The sequence below is a fragment of the Limosilactobacillus mucosae genome (assembly GCF_013423865.1).
Classification (GTDB): Bacteria; Bacillota; Bacilli; order Lactobacillales; family Lactobacillaceae; genus Limosilactobacillus; species Limosilactobacillus mucosae.
This window is the reverse complement of sequence record NZ_CP058954.1, coordinates 1,002,176-1,025,218: the sequence shown is the minus strand read 5'-3', so window position 1 is coordinate 1,025,218 and position 23,043 is coordinate 1,002,176. Positions and strand designations below refer to the sequence as shown.

The window sequence follows — 23,043 nt, the reverse complement described above, 5'->3', positions numbered from 1 at the left end:
CAATGGAAAATCCAGAATTAAACGATCTGCGCACACAGATCAATCATATCGATGAACAGCTGCTGCAATTGATCGTGCAGCGATTCGACGTTGTCAGAGAAGTAGGGCGAGTCAAACAAACCGCCCATCTGCCAATCAAAGACGCAGCACGAGAGCAAGCGGTTTTGAACCGACTAAAAGCAAAAGTCGATGATGAAGCGCTGCAGCCAGCAATACAAGCTATTTTCCAAACGATTATGGATGAGGCAAAAAAGCTGGAATAATGTTTAACAATAGTCTTTAACTGCTTAACTACGGAACAGGAAAATTAGAAAAGAGGAACATTTATGAATTACTTGACTGCCGGTGAATCGCATGGACCACAGCTGACGGGGATCTTAGAGGGAATCCCTGCTGGCCTGCACTTGGATGTCGATCAGATCAACCAAGCGCTGGCCGCTCGCCAAGGAGGGTATGGACGTGGCAACCGCCAAAAAATCGAACATGACACGGTTGAGATCGTCGGTGGCGTCCGTCATGGCGTAACGCTGGGCTCGCCAATCGCATTGACAGTCAAAAATCGTGATCATGCGCATTGGTCAGAAATTATGAATCCGACATCGCCGGCCACACCAGAAAATACCGTGCGCAAGGTTAACCATCCGCGCCCTGGACATGCTGATCTGGTTGGCGGAATGAAGTACAGACATCGTGATCTGCGTAACGTTTTGGAGCGATCATCAGCACGAGAGACGGCCATGCGGGTTGCAGTCGGCAATATCTGTGAGCAACTGCTGGCCGCATTGGATATTTCGATCGTTGGTTACGTACAGCAGGTGGGCTTTATTGATGCGCGCGGCAACCAACCTGATAACGTCAAGGCAATTGAAATGCTGATTGCCCAAAATGATTTAAGAATCATTGACAACACCAAAGTTGAGGCAATTCATCAATTGATTGATCAAACCAAGCGCAATGGCGATACGCTGGGCGGAGTGATCCGTGTTGTTGCCGAAAACGTGCCAGCTGGTCTGGGGAGTCATGTCAGCTGGGATACCAAATTAGATGGCAAACTGGCCGCAGCCGTAATGGGCGTCAATGCCATGAAGGGAGTCTCAATCGGTGACGGATTTGAAAACGCGGTGCGGCTGGGCAGTCAAGTAATGGATGAGATCAGCTGGGATCAAGAAACCGGCTACTCACGCCTGAGCAATCATCTTGGTGGTTTTGAAGGCGGGATGACTAATGGGATGCCAATTATCATCAACGCAGCGATGAAACCAATTCCGACCTTATACAAGCCGCTGCAGACCGTTGACGTCATCAGCCATGAACCGGTTAAGGCCAATGTCGAGCGCTCGGATACGACCGCGATCGTGCCGGCATCTTTGGTGGTTGAAAATGTCGTTGCCATCGAACTGGCCAAGGCAATTACGGATACGTTTGAATCTGCTAGTCTGGAACGCCTGCAAGCGGAAGTCGCAGCCTGGCGTCAGGAAATGCGCGAATACTAAGGAGGAAACGTCATGAAAAAACTAGTCACGGCACCCCATGGACTGCACGGATCATTGACGGTTCCTGGCGATAAGAGCATCTCACATCGGGCGGTCATGCTTGGTTCAATCAGTCAGGGCAAAACGGTAATCCATCATTTTTTGGCTGGTGACGACTGTCTGTCAACTTTGGCGGCTTTTAATGCCATGGGGGTCAAAAGTGAGCGGGATGGCGAAACCGTCATTATCTACGGCAACGGAATCGACGCGCTTAAAGAACCTGCTCAACCACTTGATATGGGCAACTCGGGGACGACTACCAGATTGCTGATGGGGATCTTGGCGGGCCGTGACTTTGAGACGCGACTCTTTGGGGACGCCTCGCTGCAGAAGCGTCCGATGAAGCGGGTCAGTGAACCTCTGAGTCATTTAGGAGCGCGAATCGAGCTGACCGATAATGGGACGCTGCCGGCAACAATCCACGGACAAAAGCTGCATGGCACTCATTATCAAATGCAGGTAGCCAGCGCCCAGGTCAAAAGCGCGCTGATCTTTGCTGCACTGCAGGCTGATACGCCATCAACCATCATCGAGAAGCTGCCAACCAGAAATCACACTGAGATCATGCTGAATCAGTTTGGGGCCAATATCGAAACCGCCACGGATCAAAAAACGATTCGCGTCGTGCCAAAACCGAAATTGACGGGACAAACAATTGAAGTACCTGGGGACATCTCATCAGCAGCCTTTTTCTTGACGGCAGGAGCAATCGTTGCGAACTCTAGAATCAGACTGGAACGCGTCAACCTTAATCCCACGCGAACCGGTATCATCACTGTATTGCAGAAAATGGGCGCGGATCTGCAGATTGAAGCACTGCCAACCGATGGCGAGCCGTTGGGCAATATTACGATTGCGACCAGTCAGCTCAAGCCGATTCAGATCGAAGCCGAAGACATTCCGGCCGTGATTGACGAGTTGCCATTAGTGGCGCTGTTGGCGGCTTGCGCGGATGGAACCAGCTCGATTCGCGGGGCTGAGGAGCTGCGGGTAAAAGAAACGGATCGAATTCAAACCGTAGTCGCCGAACTGCGTAAACTAGGCGTTGAAGTGGAAGAACTGACGGATGGCATGATCATCAAGGGAAGAAGTCAGTGGGCAATCAATGATGATCAGCTGGACAGCTACGGTGATCACCGCATCGGTATGATGGATGCGATCGCGGCTCTTAAGGCGGATCGACCGCTGCAGCTCGCTAATGCTGATGCAGTCAGCGTTTCTTACCCTGGATTCTTCCAGGATCTAGAACGACTTTTGGGAGGCGACCTGGCATGACGACGGTGTTTGTCAAAGGATTAGGGCTGATTGGCAGTACGCTGATTCGCGCGATTCGGCAACAGCATCCCCAATATCGCATTGTGGGCAGCGATATTTCAACGGCCACGTTGGATTTTGCCATTGAACAAGGACTGATTGATGACGCGGGAACAAATCTATACCAAGCGGATCAAGCCGACTTTATCATCCTTGCCGGGCCAGTCTCAGCAATCGTAAAAGACCTGCATGATCTGGCGCGGTTAGAACTAAAGCCAGGAGTGATCATTACCGATGTCGGCAGTACCAAGCAGACGATTATTGATGCTGCTCAGCCGCTGATTGAGCGCGGCGATATCTTTATCGGCGGGCATCCAATGGCCGGTTCACATGAATCAGGCATTCAAGCTGGTCGAGTTGATCTTTTCAAAGACGCCTACTACTTTTTGATTCCAACCAGCGGCTCAAAGGGCGTTAGCGAACTTAAAGATCTTTTAAGCGGTCTGAACGTCAACTGGTACTTAATTCATGCTCGTCAGCACGATAAGATCGTCGCGCAGCTCAGTCATGTTCCCCACGTAATTGCAACTGCTCTGATGACTCAATCGGCGGCTACTTTTAAGGACCATCGCGAGCTTTTGAAGCTGGCGGCGGGGGGCTTTAAGTCAACGACCAGAATTGCCAAGTCAGATCCGACCATGTGGAGCGCGATCATGCACAACAACCGTGAGCTGATCATTCAACAGCTTGACGAATATCTAAACGAGCTGCAGTCACTGCGGCAGGCAATCGCCGCAGATGACCAAGAAAAGCTTTTTGCCGTATTTTCAAAAGCCAAGGCTGACCGAGAAAAACTCGATCATTAGGAGGAAGCAAAATGGAACTGATTTTGATAGGATTTATGGGAAGCGGCAAAACTACCGTGAGTCGGCTGCTGGGTGAGATGCTGAACACACCAGTTACTGATTTGGACGTTGAAATCGTTCGGCGCGCGGGCATGCCGATCGCAGACATTTTTGCCCAAAACGGCGAGCCATACTTCCGTCAACTGGAACATGATACCTTAGCCGAGATTCTGAAATCTGACCAGGGAATTTTGGCAACTGGTGGTGGAACGCCGATGCGCCCTGACAACCTGGCCATGCTTAAAGACACGCCAACGCCGGTGGTACTTTTGAAAGCCAGCGCGACTGAAACGCTTCGGCGAATTGGCGGTGACAATGATCGGCCGCTGGCACAGTCGCTGGACGAAAAGGGCATTGCCGACATGCAGGCCCAGCGCCAGGTCAACTACAATGCCTGTGCTGATCTGACCATTAAAACGGATGGCTTGAGTCCAGCTGCCATTGCTGAAGAGATTATCAGCTTTTTGAATCTGCCGGTATCAGCGAGTTAAACTTTGGAGCCTTTGTCAAATCGTATCGGCAAGACCAATTCCCTGCTGCCAAAATGAAGTGGGGAATTTTTAATTTTACGAACATCTGTTTGACAAAATTGAGCTGATGCGTTAAGATAATTTTTGAAGATTTTGTGAATTTGTGGATTTCGCCAAGCATAAATGCGACAACGAATGATTCAAAAATTTACAGATTTGCGGAGTGCCGGTCTAAACGCTGTTATTTGCAATGCTCCATGCTGTGAGGTTCGATTCCTCACCTCCGCGATTGCCAAGCACAATTGTTTGGCAGGGGCAGCTAGCCCTCAGTGGTTAAGGAATCTCATGTCAGTGGGCATGGGATTTTTAAAAACAATTTGCATAAACCGCTTACAAAAACTTGATAAAGTGATATCCTGTAGTTTAATCGATTCAGAGGGGGAAGCGAATATGAAGAAAAAAGACATCCGTAAACGACTGGAAGCCCGTTTTGAAGAGCTGAAAGACAATTCTTATGATTCTTATCAGGCAATGCATAAACTCACTAATGACCTGGGTGAAAAAATCGGTCAGGACAACCTTGACTTCTTTGCCCGTCATGTTAAGGGTGGGCTGACCAAAAAGAAGATGACGAATCTGATCTATGCTGCCGCACACCAAAAGCCGCTGGAAGAAGCCGTTAAATTAGATCCGGCTGCCAAGCTGGCCTATCGCATCATCAAACTGCGCCAAGATAAAGGCTGGACACGAGAAACCCTTAGTCATGCAGCTGGCGTTCCGTTAGCTGAGCTTAATGCATTGGAGGAAGCTAAGGCGCCAACCGTCAGCCTGGTTGATCTGCAAAAGCTTAGCAATACTCTTGGTGGCAAGATCAAGCTGTCGTTTAAACCGGAAAAAGAATAGCTGAACTGGGCAAAATAAAAAAGAGATCAATTACTTCGTTGATCTCTTTTAATTATGGTCAGCCAGAAACTTGGCAATCTTAGTCTTGGGATGACCGCTTGCTTACCTATGCTTATCAAAAGCAATCGTTTAGTCAGTAGTCGTGGATTCAGTCATTTCCTCATCAATCAAGGATCCTGGCTTAAGCACGAACGCGTAGACCAGCAGCGAAATAAATACTGCACCGGATACATACCAGAAGAAGGCAGATTCGAGGTGAATCGAACGCAGCCATAAAGCAATGTAGTTTACGGTACCGCCAAACAGGGCCACGGTTAGTCCATAGGGCATCCCTACGCCCAATGCCCGAATTTCAGATGGGAAAAGCTCGGCCTTGACGATGGCATTGATTGAAGTGTAGCCAGAAACGATAACAATGCCTACAATCATTAATAGTAGTGCTTCCAAAGCAGTTGATGCACCAGCCATCAGCGTGAATAGTGGAACCGTGCACAGCGTACCGCCAATCCCAAAGAAAATCAGCAGTGGCTTACGGCCGATTCGATCCGACAGGTGTCCAAATAGCGGCTGCAACACAACCATCACCAGCAACGCCACAAAGTTGATCATGGCTGCCGTTTTTTTAGAAAGACCGGTCGTGTTGATCATGAACTGCTGCAGATACGTAGTGTAGGTATAGAAGCTGATCGTACCGCCAAGCGTCATCCCGACAACCGTCAGTACCTGTTTTGGATAATGGGCTAAAAGACGCAAGGTCCCAGCTTGGCGATTGTTGCGATTACTGGACTTAAACTGATCAGATTCTTCCATTGAAAGCCGCAGCCATAATACAACCATCGCACCAGCCGCGCCAATGGCAAATGGAATCCGCCAGCCAAAGGCATACAGCTGTTGGCTGGTATAGATGGCCTGCAGAATAATCTGTACAAGCAGTGCACTTAATTGACCGCCAATCAGCGTGACATATTGGAAGGATGAGTAAAAACCGCGCCGATTTGGGGATGCCATTTCTGACATGTAGGTTGCCGAGGTTCCATACTCACCACCTAATGAAAGACCTTGTACCAATCGAGTTGCAATCAAGATGATCGGTGACCAGATACCGATTTGCGCATAGGTTGGGACCAACGCAATAACCAATGAACCGGTTGCCATGATCGAAACCGAAAGCGTCAATGCGGCGCGACGACCTTTCCGATCTGCAAAGCGTCCCATGATGAATGATCCCAGGGGCCGCATGAAAAAGCCAATTGCAAAAACACCAGCAGTTGCTAAAAGTTCAGCTGTTTGGTTATTGGCTGGGAAAAAGGCCCCCGAGAAATAGATGGCGAACGAGGCATAGACATACCAGTCAAACCATTCAATCATGTTGCCCAAAGAACCCTTTAAAATGTTGCTAGCAATTTTGCGTTCGCTTCGTTTCACCGTTGTTTGAATCGTTGCTTGCATGTAAAAAACCTCGCTTTCAAATTGATTTTTAAGATTGGGCATAGCTTAACGCATTAAAAAGCATAAGTTAATAGTCTTAAACCAATAACACTGATAATTAAGCATTTAGCGAACCAGACTGATCAATCACTCGCGTTGGTGGCGCTTACGACTGATGATTTTGAAGTGGCAAAGTTTAATGATTCTGAATACCTGCAAAATATAAAACGCCCTGACCAAGCCAAGCAGCTTAGTCAAGACGTTTGTAAAAATTGATTTTGAATTAGGGCGTTATGGGTAGCTAACGCCTTGTTCAATATTATTTTTGAGAATCAAAATATTTTTTTCAATCTGCTTGATAACTTTAATAAACTCATCATCGGCTTGGCCAGTTGGATCGTTTAGCCCCCAATCAACCCGCCATTTAGCCGGTAGATAGGGACATTTCACGCCGCAGCCCATGGTAACGACACCGTCAACGGCTGGCAGTGCGTCAAGCGTCTTGTTAGATTGTCCTGATGCTTGCATATCAATGCCGTAGATTTTCTTCAGCAAGCGGATGGCATCTGGATTGATTTCATCTTTAATATGTGTACCTGCCGAATAACTTTCAAAAACATCCCCGGCAAGTTTTTTGCCTAGCGCCTCGGCAATCTGACTGCGGCAAGCGTTATGCGTACAGATAAACGCAATCTTAGGTTTGGTCACGGCAAGCGCCTCGTTTCTTTTAATTGATCGTAATTTAACTTTCTGAATCATTGTAATTGGTCAATCAGACTTTGACAACCAATCTTATAACTTGTCGTTGAATGATTTTAGCAGAATCCTGCCTGTAACCCCTATCATCTCTGCAGTGTCAATGTTATGCTTATGTTGTAATAGTTGTTGTAAAAAAGAAGTATCAAATACAGAGAGGGGTTTAACGTCCATGAAAGACCAATTTTATCGTCAAACCACCTTGCAGGTTTTAGAACGACTTCACGCAACGCCACAAGGGCTACTGACAACTGAGGCCATGGAACGGCTGCAGAAAAATGGTCCTAATGAACTACCGCAAGGGAAGAAAGTTACGCTTTGGCAAAGAATCATTGCTCAGTTTAAAGACCTGATGATTTTGATTTTAATTGTAGCGGCAATTGTAGCGGCTTTTGCTGGTGAACTTTCGGATACGATTATTATTTTGTTAGTCGTGGTTTTAAATGCTGCATTTGGTGTCTTTCAAGAAACTAAGGCCGAGAATGCTATTGATGCGCTGCAAAAAATGAGCACGCCAACCACGCGCGTCAGACGAGATGGCCAAATTGCCCAGCTTTCCAGCAAGGAACTGGTCGTTGGCGACGTAATTCTTTTGGAAGCCGGGGACATTATTCCAGCTGACGTTCGTTTCTTAAAGACGCAAAACGTTAAAGTCGAAGAAGCAGCGATGACTGGCGAATCTGTTGCCGTAACCAAGGATGAAGCGGTAATTGATGCTGAATCGGCTGCCTTAGGCGATCAGCATAATATGGGCTTTATGAATACCAGTATGACGGCGGGTACGGCCGAGGCAGTCGTAGTTGCTACTGGTAAGGATACCGAGGTTGGCAAGATTGCCCAGATGCTGAACAGTGCCGAACAGACCGTCACGCCGCTGCAGCGCAATATTACTCATCTCAGTAAGATTCTCAGTGTTCTGGTGTTGGCAATTGCCGTCATTATTTTCGCGTTGGGAATGCTGACCAAGCGCGAAACACCACTGGATATGCTGCTGACTGCCATCTCACTGGCGGTTGCCGCAATTCCGGAAGGGCTGCCAGCAATTGTTACGATTACGCTGGCTTTAGGAACCCAAGCCATGGCTAAACGGCACGCGCTGATTCGTAAGCTGCAAGCCGTTGAAACGCTGGGAGCCACTGAAATCATTGCGTCTGATAAAACGGGAACGCTAACTAAAAATCAGATGACGATCGAACAGCTGATGCTGAATGGTCAAGTTACAGCTGCACCTGATTTTAAAATTGATGCCGACTCACCATTGACCAAGGCAATGATCCTGGCTAATGATGCTGAGCGAGGCAGTCAAAAAGAATTATTGGGCGATCCGACTGAAACGGCGCTGTGGCAATTTTATATTGATAAAGGGCTTGATATCGATGAGTTTAGACAGCGCTATCCACGCCTTAATTCATGGCCGTTCGATTCTGAACGTAAATTAATGTCAGTAGCCGTTAATGATAAACAGCCAACTCTTTACCTAAAAGGCGCGGTTGATGAACTGCTAACGCGTGCCGATCGCATTCTTGATGGTGAGCAGGTACGTGAGATGACGGCCGCGGATCGTGAGCAGATTCTTAAAACCAACCATTATTTAGCTAAACAGGCATTACGGGTACTTGGTTATGCTTATCGGCCGCTGACGGATGCTGAGAGTCAAAGTGCCGATCCGGCTGCAGTTGAGCAGTCGCTGATCTTTATTGGACTGTCGGGGATGATTGATCCGCCACGTCCTGAAGTCAAAGCGGCAATTCAAGAAGCTAAGGAAGCCGGTATTCGTCCACTGATGATTACTGGTGATCATAAAACAACGGCACGGGCGATTGCTGAACGATTGGGAATTATTGAGCCAGGTGATGAAAACGGTGCGATTACCGGTCAAGAGCTGAATGAACTCAGCGATCAGGAGCTGAAGGATCAAGTCGCCCAATACTCGGTTTATGCGCGAGTTGCCCCTGAACATAAAGTCCGGATCGTCAAGGCTTGGCAGGCACATGATAAAGTCGTTGCCATGACTGGTGACGGGGTTAATGACGCACCAGCGCTTAAGACGGCTGACATTGGCGTTGGGATGGGGATTACCGGGACTGAGGTTTCTAAGAACGCGGCTGATGTGGTCCTGGCTGATGACAACTTCGCTACGATTATTGCCGCGGTCAAAGAAGGGCGCAAGGTTTTTGCCAATATTCAAAAAGCCATTCAATACCTACTTTCGGCCAATCTTGGCGAAGTCTTGACGCTTTTGATCATGACGATGATGAACTGGTCAATTTTGGCACCGGTCCAGATTTTGTGGATCAACCTGGTTACTGACACTTTTCCGGCGATTGCACTAGGAGTTGAGCCAGCTGAGGGTGACGTTATGAAACATCGGCCACGGGGCAATCAAGGCAGTTTCTTGGCTCATGGCGTCGGTTTCAACATCATCTACCAAGGCATTTTGGAAGGACTCTTGACGCTGGGCGTTTACGCTTTGGGTATTCTCTACCCAGTTCATCAAGGATCCGAGTTGATTCATGCTGATGCATTGACCATGGCCTACATTACCCTAGGCCTGATTCAGCTGCTACATGCCTGCAACTGCAAGTCGTTACAGGGAACGATCTTTAAGACAGGAGAATTTAGGAATCGCTACTTTAACTGGGCAATCCTAAGCTCAACGCTGCTTTTAGCTGGTACGATCTTCATTCCAACTTTAAATCCAATTTTTCATACTACGGAATTGGATCTTGCTCAATGGGGCATCGTAATAGCAGCTGGCCTTTTGATGGTTTTGATTGTTGAAATCGTCAAGGCAGTGCAGCGTCATCAAAAAAATTAAACGTGAAAAAAGCCTCAAGCACTGATTAAATTCAGAACTTGAGGCTTTTATTGGCTTGTCAGTCGTTTTTAACGATCAACGTGCTGCCATTTAGCCGTTTTATCTTCATTGTTGGCAATTCGCTTCATGTTGAATAAGCAGCGCATCAGTGAGATCCAGTCAACGATATTGATCACGTATAGAATCAGGTAGGCTAGCGGCGCGACCATCATCAGTCGGATTCGTTCCCAGAATTTAAGCTCTTCTGGTATAAACGTTGCCATCGCAAAGAGATAGTAGAGGCCAAAAATCGCAAAGATCGTTGAAAAATCGGCAAAGTGATGAATAATGCCGATAATCCAAAGCAGCAGCAGTGGGTCAATCAGCATTAAAAATTCTTCAAAGAAAACTTTTGGCAATTTCCAAAAAGCGAGTGAAAAAGTGTACTTGGCATCGCGATTGAAAATAACGCGGCGATGCTTGAACAAAGCCTTAAAACGACCTTGTTTCCACCGATAGCGTTGTTTGAGCAGCTGAGAAAAACGGCTGACCGGCGGCGTATAGGCGATAACGTCATCCGCATAGCCGAATTGACGATTGCTGTTGCCGAAATGATCGATCATCTTCATCGTAAAGTCGATGTCTTCAGTGATCGAATCAGTGTCATAGCCATCGACTTCCAGCATCGCTGACTTGCGAAAAGTGGAGCCAATACCGCCAATGATATACTCAATTCCCAAAAGCTCCTCAGATCCTTTTAGCCGGTAACCAAGCAGGTATTCGACTTTTTGGACGTATTCCAATAGATTATGGGGACGCGTAATGCGAACGTTCGCACTGGCTCCCAATAATCCAGGATCATCAAAACGCCGGGCCATGTTTGTCAGTGCGGTTGGTGTCAAATAAGAGTCGGCATCAAGCACCATAATCAGATCACCGGTTGCAAATTCTTTTAAGGCATGATTGATTGCAACCGACTTGCCTTGATTATGTTGATGGATGACACGCAGCTTAGGATGTTGTCTGGCTAATTGATCCAAAATCATCCCTGTTTTATCACTGGAGCCATCATCAACCGCGATGACCTCAAAATTAGGATAAGTCTGCCTTAAGACTGATTCAACGCCCCGCCGAATAAACTTTTCTTCGTTAAACGCGGGAATTATCACAGAGAAACGGTGGTCAGCTGGCTTTTTGCTAAGCTGCTGCCGATCAATGCTGTTGATCTGATGCAGATTTGATACAATCAAGCCAACTAAGATGCGGCCGACTGCCAAAATACTGAGCGCAAATACCGTAATAGCGATGATCAATGTCGGGCTGAATTTCATGATGATCCTCCTTTTTAAACGTTAGGAGGAACGTTTCTTGATCTCAACCACAATCAGCGTTATGGCCAGAATCGCCATCAAAATACCAATGGCAGTGGCAAAAATCATACTTACGGTATTGCCTGTCTGTGGTAAAACGGCTGCTAGCGGAGTGGCCATCAGACCTTTGGATAGGTTAGAGTACATAGATTAAAACCTCCTTGTCATTGCTGTTTCGACTATGACTAAAGTATAGCGAGAATATTTGAATTAATTTTGAACTAAAGTTTAAATATGTCTTAATAGTGAATTAAATCACATTATGGATTAAAAATTAAATTGACAAATTGGATATTTATTGGAAACTACTGATTGAGATTCGTTGAATAAAGATGTCTTTGCACAAGCAAGCGCTTTTATGATATTTCATAGATAAACTTATAAAAAAACGTATAGATTAGTATACTGAATATATATTTCAACTTCGCAGTCCTTAGCATTATACTAAAAGTAAGTAAGACGAAAGGGGTTGACTATTTTGAGCAAAAGTATCGTATTTTACTTTTCGGCTACCAATACGACCAAGCAGCGCGCAGAAAAAATCGCATCAAAGCTGGGCGCGGATCTGTTTGCGATTCAAGCTGAAAAGCCTTATTCAGCCACTGATCTGGACTGGCATGATCCTAACTCGCGCACGTCCATTGAACAGCATCAGCATGCCAGCCGGGTTGCAATTAAAGACGATCTGCCCGCCATCAATAACTATGATACGGTATTGATCGGTTTTCCAATTTGGTGGGGAATTCCACCCCGCTTGATTGCCGACCTGATTGATCGTCTGCCGCTCAATGGCAAGCAGCTGGCTGGATTTGCAACTTCCGGCAGTTCTGGTTTTGAACGCGCCCAAAGCTATCTGGAACGAACCGTCAAGGAAAACAACGCTGACGTTCAGGTCTTACCAGGCGCGGTTTTAAATAATGATGCCCAGATGGATGCCTGGTTAAAGCAGCTTAATCTTAATTAATTGGTATTCTGAAATGATGCTGAGCCGCTCTTTTATAAGAGTCTGGCCTGGCATCATTTTTTGTTGGCTATTTTTGAGCAGATTGGTTGCTTTTTAAAAGTCACTTATTTATAGTAAGTGAAACATTAATTATTTTGAATTGGCGAAAGGATGATTGGCAATGGAAAAATTTAAAAACGTGGTAATTGGCTTTGGTAAGGCGGGTAAGACACTGGCTAAGTTTTTGGCACAGCATGATGAAGAAGTGCTGCTGATTGAGCGCTCGGATCAGATGTATGGCGGCACCTGCATCAACGTTGGCTGTCTGCCATCCAAAAATATGATTATCAATGGTCAGCGTCATCTTGAGTTTGCTGACGCGGTTGCCAAACGAGGCACGATGACCAAGCAGCTGCGGAACAAGAACTATCACATGGTTGCTGATGAGCCGCTGGCAACGGTTTGGAATGGTCAGGCCAGTTTTGTCAGCAATCATGAAATAAAAGTCGCCATGGCTGATGGCACTGTGCGACAAGCTACTGCCGAGCGGATCTTTATCAATACTGGTGCCACGCCGGTCTGGCCAAAAGTTCCAGGGCTGGATCCCAGCGAGCGCATCGTCAGTTCCAAAGAAGCCATGGAACTTGCCAAAAAGCCGGCCCGCTTGGCAATTATTGGTGGTGGCTATATTGGGCTGGAATTTGCCGAAATGTTTAATTCCTTTGGCAGCGAAGTAACCATCCTTGACCACCATGCTCAGCTTTTGGGACGCGAAGACGCAGACATCGCGGCTGAAGTAACGAATGATCTTGTCAGCCTTGGGATTAAGATTGAGCTGAATGCTGAATTAACCAGCGCGGCAGATGATGGCCAGCAAGTCTTATTGACCTATCACCAAAACGGCCAAAAATGGCAGACCGAGTTTGATGCCGTGCTGGTGGCTGCCGGGCGACGTCCCAACATCGATGGACTGGGACTGGAAAACACCGATATTGCCCTGACCGAGCGCAATGCCATTCAAGTTGATGATCGGTTGCGAACCACGGTGCCAGATGTCTGGGCTTTAGGCGACGTCAATGGCGGGCCAATGTTTACCTACATCTCGCTTGACGACTTTCGGATCGTTAAAGACCAGCTGTTTGGCCAAGGCAAGCGGACGACTGCTGATCGCAATGTGGTGCCGACTGCATCGTTTTTGACGCCGCCGCTGGCAAACGTCGGAATCAACGAGCGCCAGGCCCAGGCTGCCGGTAAGGACTATCTGGTCTTCAAACTGCCGGTCAAGGCCATTCCTAAGGCGCGCGTTCTGGAGGATCAGCGGGGAGTCTACAAGGCAATCGTTGAGCGTGATACGCATCGGATTCTGGGTGCAACGCTTTATGCTGCTGAGGCCCATGAAACGATCAACCTGATTGCGCTGGCGATGAAGGCGGATCTGCCATACGAAACGCTGCGCGACATGATCTTTACGCATCCAACCATGTCTGAGGCACTGAATGACTTATTCAAGACGCCAGTAAAGTAATTGATTTTTAGGGAAAGCCCCGCTTATCCGTGCTGATTTTGGTACAATAAGAGGAAAAAGCGAGGTCCATGCCATGCCGACTAAAGACGAATATATTGAAAAGCTCAACCTAACGCCACATCCAGAAGGCGGTTGGTATCGTCAGGTCTATCACAGTGCCAAGACGCATTATGACGCTACATCCCTGGCCAGCCGTTATGAGTACACTTCAATCTACTTTATTCTGGATGGAGGCTCGCCATCGCATCTGCACCGGCTGCTTCATGATGAACTATGGTATTTCCATGATGGCTCATCAATTGTCGTCCACTGCTTTTATCCGGATGGCACCTATGAGGCCGTACATTTAGGCCGTGATATTGAACGGGGCGAACAGCTGCAGTTCCGGGTGCCGGCGGGAACGATTTTTGGCTCGGAGGTTTTGGATGCTTCATCGTTTGGGCTGGTCAGCTGTGCCGTGGCGCCCGGCTTTGACTATCACGACTTTGAACTGTTTACCCAGGATCAGCTGCTGGCTAAGTATCCGGAGCAGGCTGAAGTAATCAGGCGGGTCGCGTACCAAAAGCTGCCAGCCGAATAGTAAAAACAGCGCGGAATCAAGTTCGATTCGGCGCTGTTTTGGGTTCCAAGCGTGACGGTGCTTCGTCTAACATTGAAAACGGAACTGTCGCCAGCATGATTATGAGTGCAATACTTCACGATTTCGGGCCTGACTTTGTGAAGAAAATCAGGTTTTAGCTGACAAGGGCCTTAAGTTTACCTACGATTCGCTGCTTTAGGGCCGAAAGTAGGTAAATGTATATTCAGCCGACTTAATTTTACCTATCCAAGTTGTGTGATTCAGTTGCCTAATATTGACGCGCCCACGCACCAGTCATTAGTTTTACCCAGCAACGACTGCCAGCTGGAATCTTATGAAGCAAAAACACTCAGTCAGTTCAAAACTGCTGAGTGTTTTTTGAATATTAAAACAGATCGGTTCTAGTTGCGGCGTGTACGCAGCAAAATGACTGAATAAATCAAGCTGTCAATCAGCGCTGATAGTTTTGCCGCAGAAACTGGTCCATTGGCATTGGCTCATGACCAGTAATGTGCTGGAAATCATCAGTGACGGCATCCATCAACCCCATTGCGGCCGCATGATACATCGAGGCCAGCTCATCGCCATCCCCTTCAGCCCGATAGATGTCTGCAAATTCCGACAAAGAAACCGGAGCATAGCCAATCTCCTGGCCCGTTGCCTCAGACATGATCCGGCTGAGTTCAACCATATTGTAATTCTGCTTTTGCGTCAGCAGATAGATTTGCCGATGATCACGCAGGTAAGGCTTGACGGCAACATTGGCAATTGCTTCGGCGCTGTCATCGCGGGTAATAAAACTCATGGCCTGATCGCCGACTGGATAGATGACGTTTTGCCGCTCAATTAGTTCTGGCAGGTAGGGCACCAGCGGATCGGCATATAATGAGTTTTTGATGACCGCGTAGTTCAGTTTGGTACCAGCGAGCCGAGCGGGCAGGTAGGCATAATATCCTGCCATCTGGAAAGGATTATTGGGCTGATCGGCAATAAAACTGACATCGACCAGATTTTTTACGCCAGCTTTCTGCATTGCCTTTAGCGAGTTTTCAAATTCCAGCACGCGGTTGGCGACGTCATAGGTGATGCTTGGGATGTAGATCAAGACATCGGTATCGGCAAACGCTTTGGTCATTGATTGAACATCATAATAATCGCTTTTAACGACTTCATAGCCCTGATCCAAAAAAACCTGGGCCTTGCTAGGCGTATGGACGGCCAGGCGAATATCTTGGATGTCAACCAAACGGCTCAATTGTTCAACGACTTTGCGGCCTAGATGCCCAGTAGCTCCGGTAATGGTATATTTCATGATTGCTTCTCCTTTTCTGCCTGCTTAACCAAAATCGTATCAATAACGTCTTGCAGCGTGATCTGCTGCAGTTTGGCTTTGGCGGCTGTTTCAGCATGACGATAATAGTCTTCCAGCGTTGATTGAATATTGCCGCCCACGATGCACTGCGGATTGGTATTGTGATCAATGGTAAAAAGCGGCATCTGTCCCTCGGTTGCCAGATAGACATCCAAAAGCGTGATTTTTTGAGGATCTACCAGCAGCTCAGGGTCGGGGGTGCCATGCTTGGTCTTGATGAAACCAGCTTCCTTGAGGGATGTCATTAAACGACGGACGACCACCGGCGATGTTTCCAGCGAGCCAGCAATGTTGGTACTGGAAAGCGTGATTTTTCCTTGATAGATGCAGATGAAAGCCAAGATATGAATGCTGTCGCTGAATCGAGTGGAAACCTTCAAATAATCATCTCCTGTTGTAACTTTATTAGTTATATCTAATATAAATGATTCAAATTTAAAAAGCAACGACTATCAGTAGAATGTTCGAAATGAATTGTTTATTTAACGGAAGTCAAAGCATATCGATTTACAAAGCAGTAAAGATCGAGTAGAATGCAAAAAAGAAACTTTAATGGTTACAGCAAGCAGAGAATACGGTGATTAGATTGATTAAATACGAAAACGTGGGCATGAGATATGGTCAAAACGTCATCTTAAAAGACATTACGCTGACGATCAATGATGGCGAATTGTTTGTCCTGGTTGGTCCCAGCGGCAGCGGCAAGACTACGCTGCTTAGAATGATCAACCGGCTGACGGCGCCAACTGCCGGCAACGTCTATTTGGATGAAAAACGCGTCAAAGACTATGATTTGCGCGAGCTGCGTCTGCATATGGGGTACGTATTGCAGAGCAGCAGTCTGTTCCCTAATCTAACGGTTGGCGAAAACATTGCCATTCAGCTTGAGCAGCAGGGCGTCAATAAAAACGATCGGCGCAAGCGTTCAATGGAGCTGCTTGATCAGGTTGGTCTGCCCGCCAGCGATTTTATCGATCGGCATCCCGATGAGCTTTCGGGTGGTCAGCAGCAGCGCGTGGCGATTGCTCGTTCAATGGCTACTCAACCGCAGCTGATCTTGATGGATGAATCATTCAGCGCGCTGGATCCGGTTTTGCGTGCTCAACAGCAGGATCTGTTGTTAAATCTGCATCGCCAGTCAAGGACAACGGTTGTTTTTGTAACTCATGACATGCAAGAGGCACTGCGGCTGGGCGATCGGATTGCCGTGATCAATAATGGTCAGCTGCAGCAGGTTGGATCGCCAAATGAGATTTTAGAACAGCCGGCCAATCAGTTTGTCGCTGACTTTTTTGCAACGGCGCGACCAAGATTGGGAACCATGACCGCACTTTTATCATCAAAACTAGTGCAAAAAACGTCAGCCACTGATCAATCTGTCGCCGTTGCTACGGTAGCAGAACTGGCAAGTCTCACGCCTGATTCGGCTGGCTGGCTTCATTTTCAATATCTGGGGCAGGATTTTCGAATTCAGACAACTGATCTGCTGCATTATTTAGGACAAAGAGAGGATCGGTAACATGACTGAATTGCTTAATACGATCGTGGCGCAAAAAAACCAGATTGAACAAGCACTGTGGGAGCATCTGTCGCTATCGTTTTGGGCGCTGGTGATTGCCATATTGATCGCGATTCCATTGGCAGTGTCGCTGAAAAACAGTCGACATGCCGGCGAGATTGTCTTGCAGCTGGCCGGCGTGATGCAGACAATCCCCAGTCTGGCGCTACTGGGACTGCTGATTCCGCTGGTTGGGATCGGCAGCGTTCCAGCTTTGATTGCCTTGGTCGTTTACGGCATCATGCCGATCTATCAAAATACCTATTCTGGACTGCGCAGCGTTGACCCGAATCTTGAAGAAGCCGCGACGGCATTTGGCCTTTCGCGCTGGAAAAAGCTGACGCGGCTGGAATTGCCCATGGCGCTGCCCGTGATCTTATCTGGAATTCGCATCTCGTTGGTCATGATTATCGGAACGGCTACTCTTGCTGCTTTGATTGGTGCCGGTGGGCTGGGAACCTACATTATGCTGGGGATCAATCAAAACAACAACGCCTATCTGATCATTGGGGCGGGACTGTCAGCATTGTTGGCGCTTTTGATGTCGGCACTGCTAAAATATGTCGGTGCTTCTAAGAAACATTTGAAACAGGGAATCGTCGTCGCCACGCTTGCTCTGGTCGGATTTGGTGGCTGGCGAGGCTGGAGCAGCTTTCAAAGTAAATCGGAGCCAATCGTGATTGCCGGTAAGCTAGGAAGCGAACCTGATATTTTAATCCACATGTACAAAGATTTGATTGTAAACGATGATCCGCATGCCAAGGTCGAATTAAAGGCTAACTTTGGCGGGACCAGCTTTTTATTCCGTGCGCTGCGCAACGATCAGATCGATATCTATCCTGAGTTTACCGGAACCGTTTTACAGTCGCTGGTTCATGACCAACGATCGACGCCGCATGATCCGGTTAAGACCTACCAGCGGGCGCGGCGTCTGTTGAAGCAGGAGTATGATCTGACGTATCTGAAGCCGATGAAGTATCAAAATGGCTACGACCTGGCCGTCACTGCTGATTTTGCCAAGGAACATCAGCTTACCAAGCTCAGCGATCTGGCTAAAATCAATGATCAGATCACAGCCGGCTTTGATCCGGACTTTGCCAATCAAAAAGACGGCTATCTCGGCCTCAAATCAGCATACAGCTTAAACTTCAATCAGGTAAAGACGATGGAGCCCGCGCTGCGCTATCAGGCAATTGCTGCTGGCCGCGTTAATCTGGTCGATGGCTATACAACGGATCCGCAAGTGCGCCAGTATCATCTCAAAGTACTTAAAGATGATCAGCATTTCTTCCCGCCTTACCAAGGAGCACCATTGATGAAAGCCTCGTTTGCCAAAAAGCATCCCCAGGTTGTTAAAAGTCTGAACAAACTGGCTGGTAAGATTACTGAAAAAGACATGCAGGAGATGAACTATCAAGTAACGGTTCAGCATCGAAAAGCCAGTCAGGTTGCCCATGAATATCTGGTTGAGCATCATTTGATTAAAAAATAACATCATAAATAAAAGTCAGCCGCCACTAATGGCAGCTGACTTTTATGTTTCTTATATATAGATGTTGGTTATTTATAGCTACTGGTATCTTTTTGTAAACATTTTATATAATAATCAACGAAGAAAATTGAATTAGAACAATTTTAATCAAGTCAAACATTTTAATTAATACGAATGGCACCGTTAAGACCGTTGCGCAGTCAGTTACAATCAGTCGGCCAGTCCAGGTTGATAAAGCAATTGGCACCAAAGTTTACGGGCAATGGTCACAGGTTGCTTGGCAAGCGGTTCAGGTTCCAGATCGCGCGGGATACTCACCAAACCAAGCCGTAATTGCTGCTAGGGTTGGCAGGAATGCTGAGCGGCTTAGGCCTTAAAAAGAAGAAACGAGGGGATAGATAACGCCGTACAAAAGAAAGGCCAGTCGCTATCAAGACAAACAGTCGGAACTGCTTGAAACGATTCTTAAGTTAGAGCAGGAACACAACTGGACCCTGGGCTATTTGGCAATGACGACCCAGCTGAAATTTGAAAACTGTTTGAGCTTTACAGCAATCAAGCCGTATAATCAAATTTTATCTATTTACCTTGTATACTTGACAGGATATAGTGCCAAATCACTTGATCTTCCAACCGGCTTTTTAGTTTTAAATAAGGCTGTGTCGAACAGGCGACGATAGCAAAAAAATAAACTGATTTTGAATAACAAAAAAATTAATAAGGAAACCAGATGATCATGCTAAAATAAAGCGCAGAGAAATGGATTAGGAGGGATGAAATGACCCCAGTTGAACAACAAGTATGGGACGCACTTACTGCTGTAATCGATCCTGAGCTTAACGTCAGCATTGTTGATCTAGGTCTGATATATGAAGTTGAAGTCGATGAGCAGGGCCATTGCTGCATTAAGATGAGTTTAACGACGCCTGGCTGTCCGCTAAGCAGCTTTTTGCAAAATGACATCGAAAAAACCGCTCAAAACGTGCCTGGTATTCGTGATGCCCGCGTCCAGCTGGTCTGGTATCCAGTCTGGAGTATTGCCAGAATGTCGCCCAAAGCACGCCGTCAGTTAGGAATTGGAGGTAGCCTGCATGACCATCAAAACCGTTGACTTTAGCCGGCCAGTACACGATCTGGCCCAACAGGATCCTGATTTTGTCGCTATCATGGTCGAAGCCGGCTTTGATAAGATCAAGATTCCTGGGATGCTTGACACGGTTGGCCGTTTCGTCAATATCAATCGGGGCTGTCTAGCGATGAATATTGATAAGCACCTTGTAATCGACACTTTTAAACGACATGGGTATGAGGTGATTAACCATGACTGAACCGCATAATCTCCATCAGCGTCAGCAGCAGCTGGTCAAGATTCTGACTTTTTTAAGCAATGGTGGCAATTTTGATCAGGCCAAGCAGTTATTTGATCAAGAATTTGCCAACGTTGACGTGGCTGAGATTACGGCAGCCGAAAGAGAACTCATTGCCAATGGTCTGGACCCACGTGAGATTCAAAAATTATGCAACGTGCATGTAGCACTGTTTAAGGATGCCATCGCGCCGGGCAAGCCAACCGCTGCTTTTGATACTCCTGGGCATCCCGTCTACACACTGAAACTGGAGAACAAGATCATTGACTCTTTAATCAATGATGAACTGCTGCCCTGTCTTAAAAAGTGGCAGCAAGATGGCGGTGAGAACGAATATCTCAAGCGAATGCAGCAGGCCCTAAAAGATCTGATGACCATCGATCGGCATTATGCCAGAAAAGAAAATACCTTGTTTCCACTAATGGATAAATATGGCATTACGGCACCGCCCAAAGTCATGTGGGGCGTTGACGACGACATTCGCGGCTATATCAAAAAAGCCTGCCAGCTGGTCGCCCAGCAGCCGTTGCCTGATAAATACGTCATTGAGGCAGCCGTAGAAAAAGCCACTCAGGAAGTCTTGGCAATGATCGTTAAAGAAGAAGACATCATGCTGCCAATGCTTGCTGAGGTTGCCACGCCTGCTGACTGGGCCCGCGTACGAGCAGATGAGAATTCAATCGGCTACACGCTGATCTCACCGCCAATCAATTGGCAGCCTACTGAACAGGAGCTTGCTGATGCGGCAAACAAGCCCACCAACTCCGCACTGGGCCGGCAGTTTAATGAAATCGCCAAACAACTGGCAGCCACTGACGCGCAGGTTAACCAAATCACTCAGCCAAATCATCAAGAACCAGCAGCTAACTTGCCAGTTGATCCGCAAGCCAGAATCGATCTGGCAACCGGTCAGCTGAGTCCGGCAGAATTGATCGCGATCTTTAAGCTGCTTCCAGTTGATCTGACCTTTGTCGACGCGGCTGATCAGGTCCGCTGGTATTCAGATATTCCTGATCGCATCTTTCCGCGGACCAAGAGCGTGATTGGGCGATCCGTCTACAACTGCCATCCGCCCAAGGCCCAGCCTAAGGTTAAGAAAATTCTTACCAGTTTTCATGAGGGGACCAGTGATCGCGAAGAGTTTTGGTTTAGTCTGCATGGTGAGCGTTTTATCCATCTGGAATACATTGCCGTTCGTCGTGAAGATGGCACTTATTTGGGCTGTCTGGAGGTTGGGCAAGACGCGACTTATCTGCGCAGCCTCAAAGATGAGAAGCGCCGTTAAGAAAGCAGTGCTGATTTATTGGTTGGCGATAATTTAACATAATATATAAACTGTAAAATTAAAAGCGACTCCTAAATGTAGATAGGGGTCGCTTTTTAGCAGTTCAGTATTTAAAAAAGGTCTGCCTAATCGCAGCAATGTCGTTAGTCTGGGTCAGACAAAGCATCAGCAGAATTCTGGCTTTATAAGAGGTGAGGGTATTGACCCCAACGAAGTGATCGTGCGGGTCAAAAATCGGTTCGTCAAAAACGATTGAATTTGATACCCGTGAGCTGCGTACGATAACCACGCCCTGTTCAGCCAGCGCATCCAGTTTCTGGCGCCAGGCTTGGGAATAGTTGCCGCTCCCAGTTCCAATTACTACCAATCCATCACAGTCTTGTCCTAGTCGTTCTAAAACCTCAACCGGGGCCCCAGCGTAATAGACCGCCACGCCAACTTTAGGCAATGCTGAATATTCAAGCTGCGAAAACTTGGAGTGAATCGTGTGTTTTGATACCGGCCGACTGGTAATAAAGACCTCAGCGTCACGCATGTATCCCAGCGCGGCATGATCGTTCAGACTGCTGAAGGCATCGATTTTATAGTTGTTGATCTTGGCAATATCGCGCGCCGAGTAGATCGTACTGGAAAACAGGCAGACCACGCCGCAGTCATAGGTCTGATCATCTGCTGCCAACGCAACGGCTTGGTAGATGTTGAAAGGACCATCAGCACTGGTAGCAGTTGCCGGCCGCATTGCCCCCGTCAAAACGACTGGCTTGGCGGTATTGACCGTCAAGTTTAGAAAATAGGCCGTTTCCTCAATCGTATCAGTACCATGCGTAACCACGATGCCATCCACATCATCGCGAGCAGCCTGCTGGTTGATGACCTTGCGCAGCTGCAGCCATTTCTGCTCGTCCATTTCATTGGAATCAACGCTCATTAAAGAAATCATTTCAATATTGGCCAATTTTCCTAGTTGGGGCACGCTCTTTAAGATATCAGCTACTGCTACCGTTCCTGCCCGATATTCAGTAGTTCGGCCAGCTTCGCCACTGCCGGCAATCGTACCACCAGTTGCAATAATCACGATATTCCTCAAAATCTCACATCCTTGTTTGATTAATGGTTTTAATGATACAAGAAAGCCATGAAAATTAAAAGCCGATATTTATTTACATAATATTGTAGACGTTAATTATACCGAGTTGACCGGCTGTCTGCTTTTAAATCCGTCTGATTAACAGCTAAAAATCAACAAGCCGATTTTTCAAAATAATCATATAACAGTCTTACGCGTTTTTCTACTGATTAAAAACCTTGATTTAACGGCATTTATGGCAGTTTAGTGTAAGATTCTTTTATCAAAAGTGTCTTACAATTATCGTTTTAACACTAAAAATCAGCCCAAAACAGGGTAAATGCAAAATTTGGCTCTCAGACGCACTGAAATTAATCTGCGTGGGTAGTTGGTCGTTTGAATGTGGCTGAGCGGCGATTATCGAATGAGCGTTTCGTAAG

General features: G+C 47.2%; 23 protein-coding genes. 16 read left to right on the top strand and 7 right to left on the bottom strand.

The genetic code is table 11. The annotated features are described in order from the left end of the window. The first annotated feature begins 2 nt into the window (after positions 1 to 2). The 6 genes from H0G69_RS04935 (at position 3) to H0G69_RS04910 (ending at position 5,064) form a co-directional block, all read left to right on the top strand. Positions 3 to 263, top strand: coding sequence for a chorismate mutase (locus H0G69_RS04935; RefSeq protein ID WP_180304269.1), 261 nt, complete (start codon positions 3 to 5; stop codon positions 261 to 263). A gap of 63 nt (positions 264 to 326) precedes the next feature. Further along, on the top strand, positions 327 to 1,493 hold the full coding sequence (aroC, locus tag H0G69_RS04930; protein WP_180305355.1) for a chorismate synthase: 1,167 nt from the start codon (positions 327 to 329) through the stop codon (positions 1,491 to 1,493). Positions 1,494 to 1,505: 12 nt separating this feature from the next. Further along, positions 1,506 to 2,807: a 3-phosphoshikimate 1-carboxyvinyltransferase gene (gene aroA / locus H0G69_RS04925; protein ID WP_180305354.1), complete on the top strand. Its 1,302-nt coding sequence runs from the start codon at positions 1,506 to 1,508 to the stop codon at positions 2,805 to 2,807. Next, the gene (locus tag H0G69_RS04920) at positions 2,804 to 3,652 is read left to right on the top strand and encodes a prephenate dehydrogenase (RefSeq protein WP_180305353.1); all 849 of its coding nucleotides are present in this window, start codon (positions 2,804 to 2,806) and stop codon (positions 3,650 to 3,652) included. The genes aroA and H0G69_RS04920 overlap by 4 nt, the downstream gene beginning before the upstream one ends. An 11-nt stretch (positions 3,653 to 3,663) precedes the next feature. Beyond that, on the top strand, positions 3,664 to 4,182 hold the full coding sequence (locus tag H0G69_RS04915) for a shikimate kinase (RefSeq protein WP_180305352.1): 519 nt from the start codon (positions 3,664 to 3,666) through the stop codon (positions 4,180 to 4,182). Between the two features lie 429 nt (positions 4,183 to 4,611). Next, complete coding sequence (locus H0G69_RS04910) at positions 4,612 to 5,064, top strand: helix-turn-helix domain-containing protein (RefSeq protein WP_180305351.1); 453 nt, start codon at positions 4,612 to 4,614, stop codon at positions 5,062 to 5,064. A 129-nt stretch (positions 5,065 to 5,193) separates the two neighbouring features. Here the strand turns inward: H0G69_RS04910 and H0G69_RS04905 are convergent, their stop codons facing one another. Both H0G69_RS04905 and H0G69_RS04900 read right to left on the bottom strand, forming a co-directional pair. Further along, complete coding sequence (locus H0G69_RS04905; protein WP_180305350.1) at positions 5,194 to 6,513, bottom strand: MFS transporter; 1,320 nt, start codon at positions 6,511 to 6,513, stop codon at positions 5,194 to 5,196. Positions 6,514 to 6,783: 270 nt separating this feature from the next. Then, a complete protein-coding gene (locus tag H0G69_RS04900; RefSeq protein WP_180305349.1) occupies positions 6,784 to 7,200 on the bottom strand; it encodes an arsenate reductase ArsC in 417 nt (138 codons plus the stop codon). A gap of 220 nt (positions 7,201 to 7,420) precedes the next feature. Between H0G69_RS04900 and H0G69_RS04895 the strand changes: the two genes are divergently transcribed. Beyond that, positions 7,421 to 10,066, top strand: coding sequence for a cation-translocating P-type ATPase (locus tag H0G69_RS04895; protein WP_180305348.1), 2,646 nt, complete (start codon positions 7,421 to 7,423; stop codon positions 10,064 to 10,066). A 68-nt stretch (positions 10,067 to 10,134) separates the two neighbouring features. Here H0G69_RS04895 and H0G69_RS04890 read toward each other — a convergent pair whose 3' ends face one another. Both H0G69_RS04890 and H0G69_RS04885 read right to left on the bottom strand, forming a co-directional pair. Next, positions 10,135 to 11,376 (bottom strand): glycosyltransferase family 2 protein, encoded by a 1,242-nt coding sequence (locus H0G69_RS04890; protein WP_180305347.1) that lies wholly within the window; start codon positions 11,374 to 11,376, stop codon positions 10,135 to 10,137. A 21-nt stretch (positions 11,377 to 11,397) separates the two neighbouring features. Beyond that, positions 11,398 to 11,562, bottom strand: a complete 165-nt coding sequence (locus H0G69_RS04885; RefSeq protein ID WP_080749628.1) for an LPXTG cell wall anchor domain-containing protein — start codon at positions 11,560 to 11,562, stop codon at positions 11,398 to 11,400. A gap of 331 nt (positions 11,563 to 11,893) precedes the next feature. Between H0G69_RS04885 and H0G69_RS04880 the strand changes: the two genes are divergently transcribed. The 3 genes from H0G69_RS04880 to H0G69_RS04870 all read left to right on the top strand — a co-directional run bounded on the left by H0G69_RS04880 (position 11,894) and on the right by H0G69_RS04870 (position 14,463). After that, on the top strand, positions 11,894 to 12,379 hold the full coding sequence (locus H0G69_RS04880; RefSeq protein ID WP_180305346.1) for a flavodoxin: 486 nt from the start codon (positions 11,894 to 11,896) through the stop codon (positions 12,377 to 12,379). A 160-nt stretch (positions 12,380 to 12,539) separates the two neighbouring features. Beyond that, positions 12,540 to 13,883 carry an FAD-dependent oxidoreductase gene (locus tag H0G69_RS04875; RefSeq protein ID WP_180305345.1) on the top strand — a complete coding sequence of 448 codons (1,344 nt, stop codon included), beginning with the start codon at positions 12,540 to 12,542 and terminating at the stop codon, positions 13,881 to 13,883. A 73-nt stretch (positions 13,884 to 13,956) separates the two neighbouring features. Further along, positions 13,957 to 14,463 (top strand): cupin domain-containing protein, encoded by a 507-nt coding sequence (locus tag H0G69_RS04870; protein WP_180305344.1) that lies wholly within the window; start codon positions 13,957 to 13,959, stop codon positions 14,461 to 14,463. A 451-nt stretch (positions 14,464 to 14,914) separates the two neighbouring features. Here the strand turns inward: H0G69_RS04870 and H0G69_RS04865 are convergent, their stop codons facing one another. Then, a complete protein-coding gene (locus tag H0G69_RS04865; protein ID WP_180305343.1) occupies positions 14,915 to 15,775 on the bottom strand; it encodes an SDR family oxidoreductase in 861 nt (286 codons plus the stop codon). Next, positions 15,772 to 16,215, bottom strand: a complete 444-nt coding sequence (locus tag H0G69_RS04860; protein ID WP_180305342.1) for an Rrf2 family transcriptional regulator — start codon at positions 16,213 to 16,215, stop codon at positions 15,772 to 15,774. The genes H0G69_RS04865 and H0G69_RS04860 overlap by 4 nt, the downstream gene beginning before the upstream one ends. A 206-nt stretch (positions 16,216 to 16,421) precedes the next feature. Here H0G69_RS04860 and H0G69_RS04855 point away from each other — a divergent pair, with 206 nt between their 5' ends. The 6 genes from H0G69_RS04855 (at position 16,422) to H0G69_RS04830 (ending at position 21,537) form a co-directional block, all read left to right on the top strand. Further along, positions 16,422 to 17,354: an ATP-binding cassette domain-containing protein gene (locus H0G69_RS04855; RefSeq protein ID WP_180305341.1), complete on the top strand. Its 933-nt coding sequence runs from the start codon at positions 16,422 to 16,424 to the stop codon at positions 17,352 to 17,354. A 1-nt stretch (position 17,355) separates the two neighbouring features. Continuing rightward, entirely contained in the window at positions 17,356 to 18,885 is a 1,530-nt protein-coding gene (locus H0G69_RS04850) for an ABC transporter permease/substrate-binding protein (RefSeq protein WP_180305340.1), read from the top strand. Between the two features lie 131 nt (positions 18,886 to 19,016). Next, the gene (locus tag H0G69_RS11155) at positions 19,017 to 19,262 is read left to right on the top strand and encodes a mucin-binding protein (protein ID WP_180305396.1); all 246 of its coding nucleotides are present in this window, start codon (positions 19,017 to 19,019) and stop codon (positions 19,260 to 19,262) included. A gap of 401 nt (positions 19,263 to 19,663) precedes the next feature. Continuing rightward, positions 19,664 to 19,996, top strand: a complete 333-nt coding sequence (locus tag H0G69_RS04840; protein ID WP_180305339.1) for a metal-sulfur cluster assembly factor — start codon at positions 19,664 to 19,666, stop codon at positions 19,994 to 19,996. Next, positions 19,977 to 20,213 (top strand): DUF1858 domain-containing protein, encoded by a 237-nt coding sequence (locus tag H0G69_RS04835; RefSeq protein ID WP_080749627.1) that lies wholly within the window; start codon positions 19,977 to 19,979, stop codon positions 20,211 to 20,213. Before H0G69_RS04840 ends, H0G69_RS04835 begins: the two co-directional genes overlap by 20 nt. Further along, on the top strand, positions 20,206 to 21,537 hold the full coding sequence (locus H0G69_RS04830) for a DUF438 domain-containing protein (protein ID WP_180305338.1): 1,332 nt from the start codon (positions 20,206 to 20,208) through the stop codon (positions 21,535 to 21,537). Before H0G69_RS04835 ends, H0G69_RS04830 begins: the two co-directional genes overlap by 8 nt. A 103-nt stretch (positions 21,538 to 21,640) precedes the next feature. On the opposite strand, the gene H0G69_RS04825 is transcribed toward H0G69_RS04830, so the two are convergent. Further along, positions 21,641 to 22,624 carry an asparaginase gene (locus H0G69_RS04825; RefSeq protein ID WP_180305337.1) on the bottom strand — a complete coding sequence of 328 codons (984 nt, stop codon included), beginning with the start codon at positions 22,622 to 22,624 and terminating at the stop codon, positions 21,641 to 21,643. Positions 22,625 to 23,043: the final 419 nt, after the last annotated feature.

Excerpts from the sequence above, each read along its gene's own strand:
- H0G69_RS04935 (WP_180304269.1), top strand. The coding sequence starts at position 3 with ATGGAAAATCCAGAATTAAACGATCTGCGCACACAGATCAATCATATC.
- aroC (WP_180305355.1), top strand. The coding sequence starts at position 327 with ATGAATTACTTGACTGCCGGTGAATCGCATGGACCACAGCTGACGGGG.
- aroA (WP_180305354.1), top strand. The coding sequence starts at position 1,506 with ATGAAAAAACTAGTCACGGCACCCCATGGACTGCACGGATCATTGACG.
- H0G69_RS04920 (WP_180305353.1), top strand. The coding sequence starts at position 2,804 with ATGACGACGGTGTTTGTCAAAGGATTAGGGCTGATTGGCAGTACGCTG.
- H0G69_RS04915 (WP_180305352.1), top strand. The coding sequence starts at position 3,664 with ATGGAACTGATTTTGATAGGATTTATGGGAAGCGGCAAAACTACCGTG.
- H0G69_RS04910 (WP_180305351.1), top strand. The coding sequence starts at position 4,612 with ATGAAGAAAAAAGACATCCGTAAACGACTGGAAGCCCGTTTTGAAGAG.
- H0G69_RS04905 (WP_180305350.1), bottom strand. The coding sequence starts at position 6,513 with ATGCAAGCAACGATTCAAACAACGGTGAAACGAAGCGAACGCAAAATT.
- H0G69_RS04895 (WP_180305348.1), top strand. The coding sequence starts at position 7,421 with ATGAAAGACCAATTTTATCGTCAAACCACCTTGCAGGTTTTAGAACGA.
- H0G69_RS04890 (WP_180305347.1), bottom strand. The coding sequence starts at position 11,376 with ATGAAATTCAGCCCGACATTGATCATCGCTATTACGGTATTTGCGCTC.
- H0G69_RS04885 (WP_080749628.1), bottom strand. The coding sequence starts at position 11,562 with ATGTACTCTAACCTATCCAAAGGTCTGATGGCCACTCCGCTAGCAGCC.
- H0G69_RS04875 (WP_180305345.1), top strand. The coding sequence starts at position 12,540 with ATGGAAAAATTTAAAAACGTGGTAATTGGCTTTGGTAAGGCGGGTAAG.
- H0G69_RS04870 (WP_180305344.1), top strand. The coding sequence starts at position 13,957 with ATGCCGACTAAAGACGAATATATTGAAAAGCTCAACCTAACGCCACAT.
- H0G69_RS04865 (WP_180305343.1), bottom strand. The coding sequence starts at position 15,775 with ATGAAATATACCATTACCGGAGCTACTGGGCATCTAGGCCGCAAAGTC.
- H0G69_RS04850 (WP_180305340.1), top strand. The coding sequence starts at position 17,356 with ATGACTGAATTGCTTAATACGATCGTGGCGCAAAAAAACCAGATTGAA.
- H0G69_RS04840 (WP_180305339.1), top strand. The coding sequence starts at position 19,664 with ATGACCCCAGTTGAACAACAAGTATGGGACGCACTTACTGCTGTAATC.
- H0G69_RS04835 (WP_080749627.1), top strand. The coding sequence starts at position 19,977 with ATGACCATCAAAACCGTTGACTTTAGCCGGCCAGTACACGATCTGGCC.
- H0G69_RS04830 (WP_180305338.1), top strand. The coding sequence starts at position 20,206 with ATGACTGAACCGCATAATCTCCATCAGCGTCAGCAGCAGCTGGTCAAG.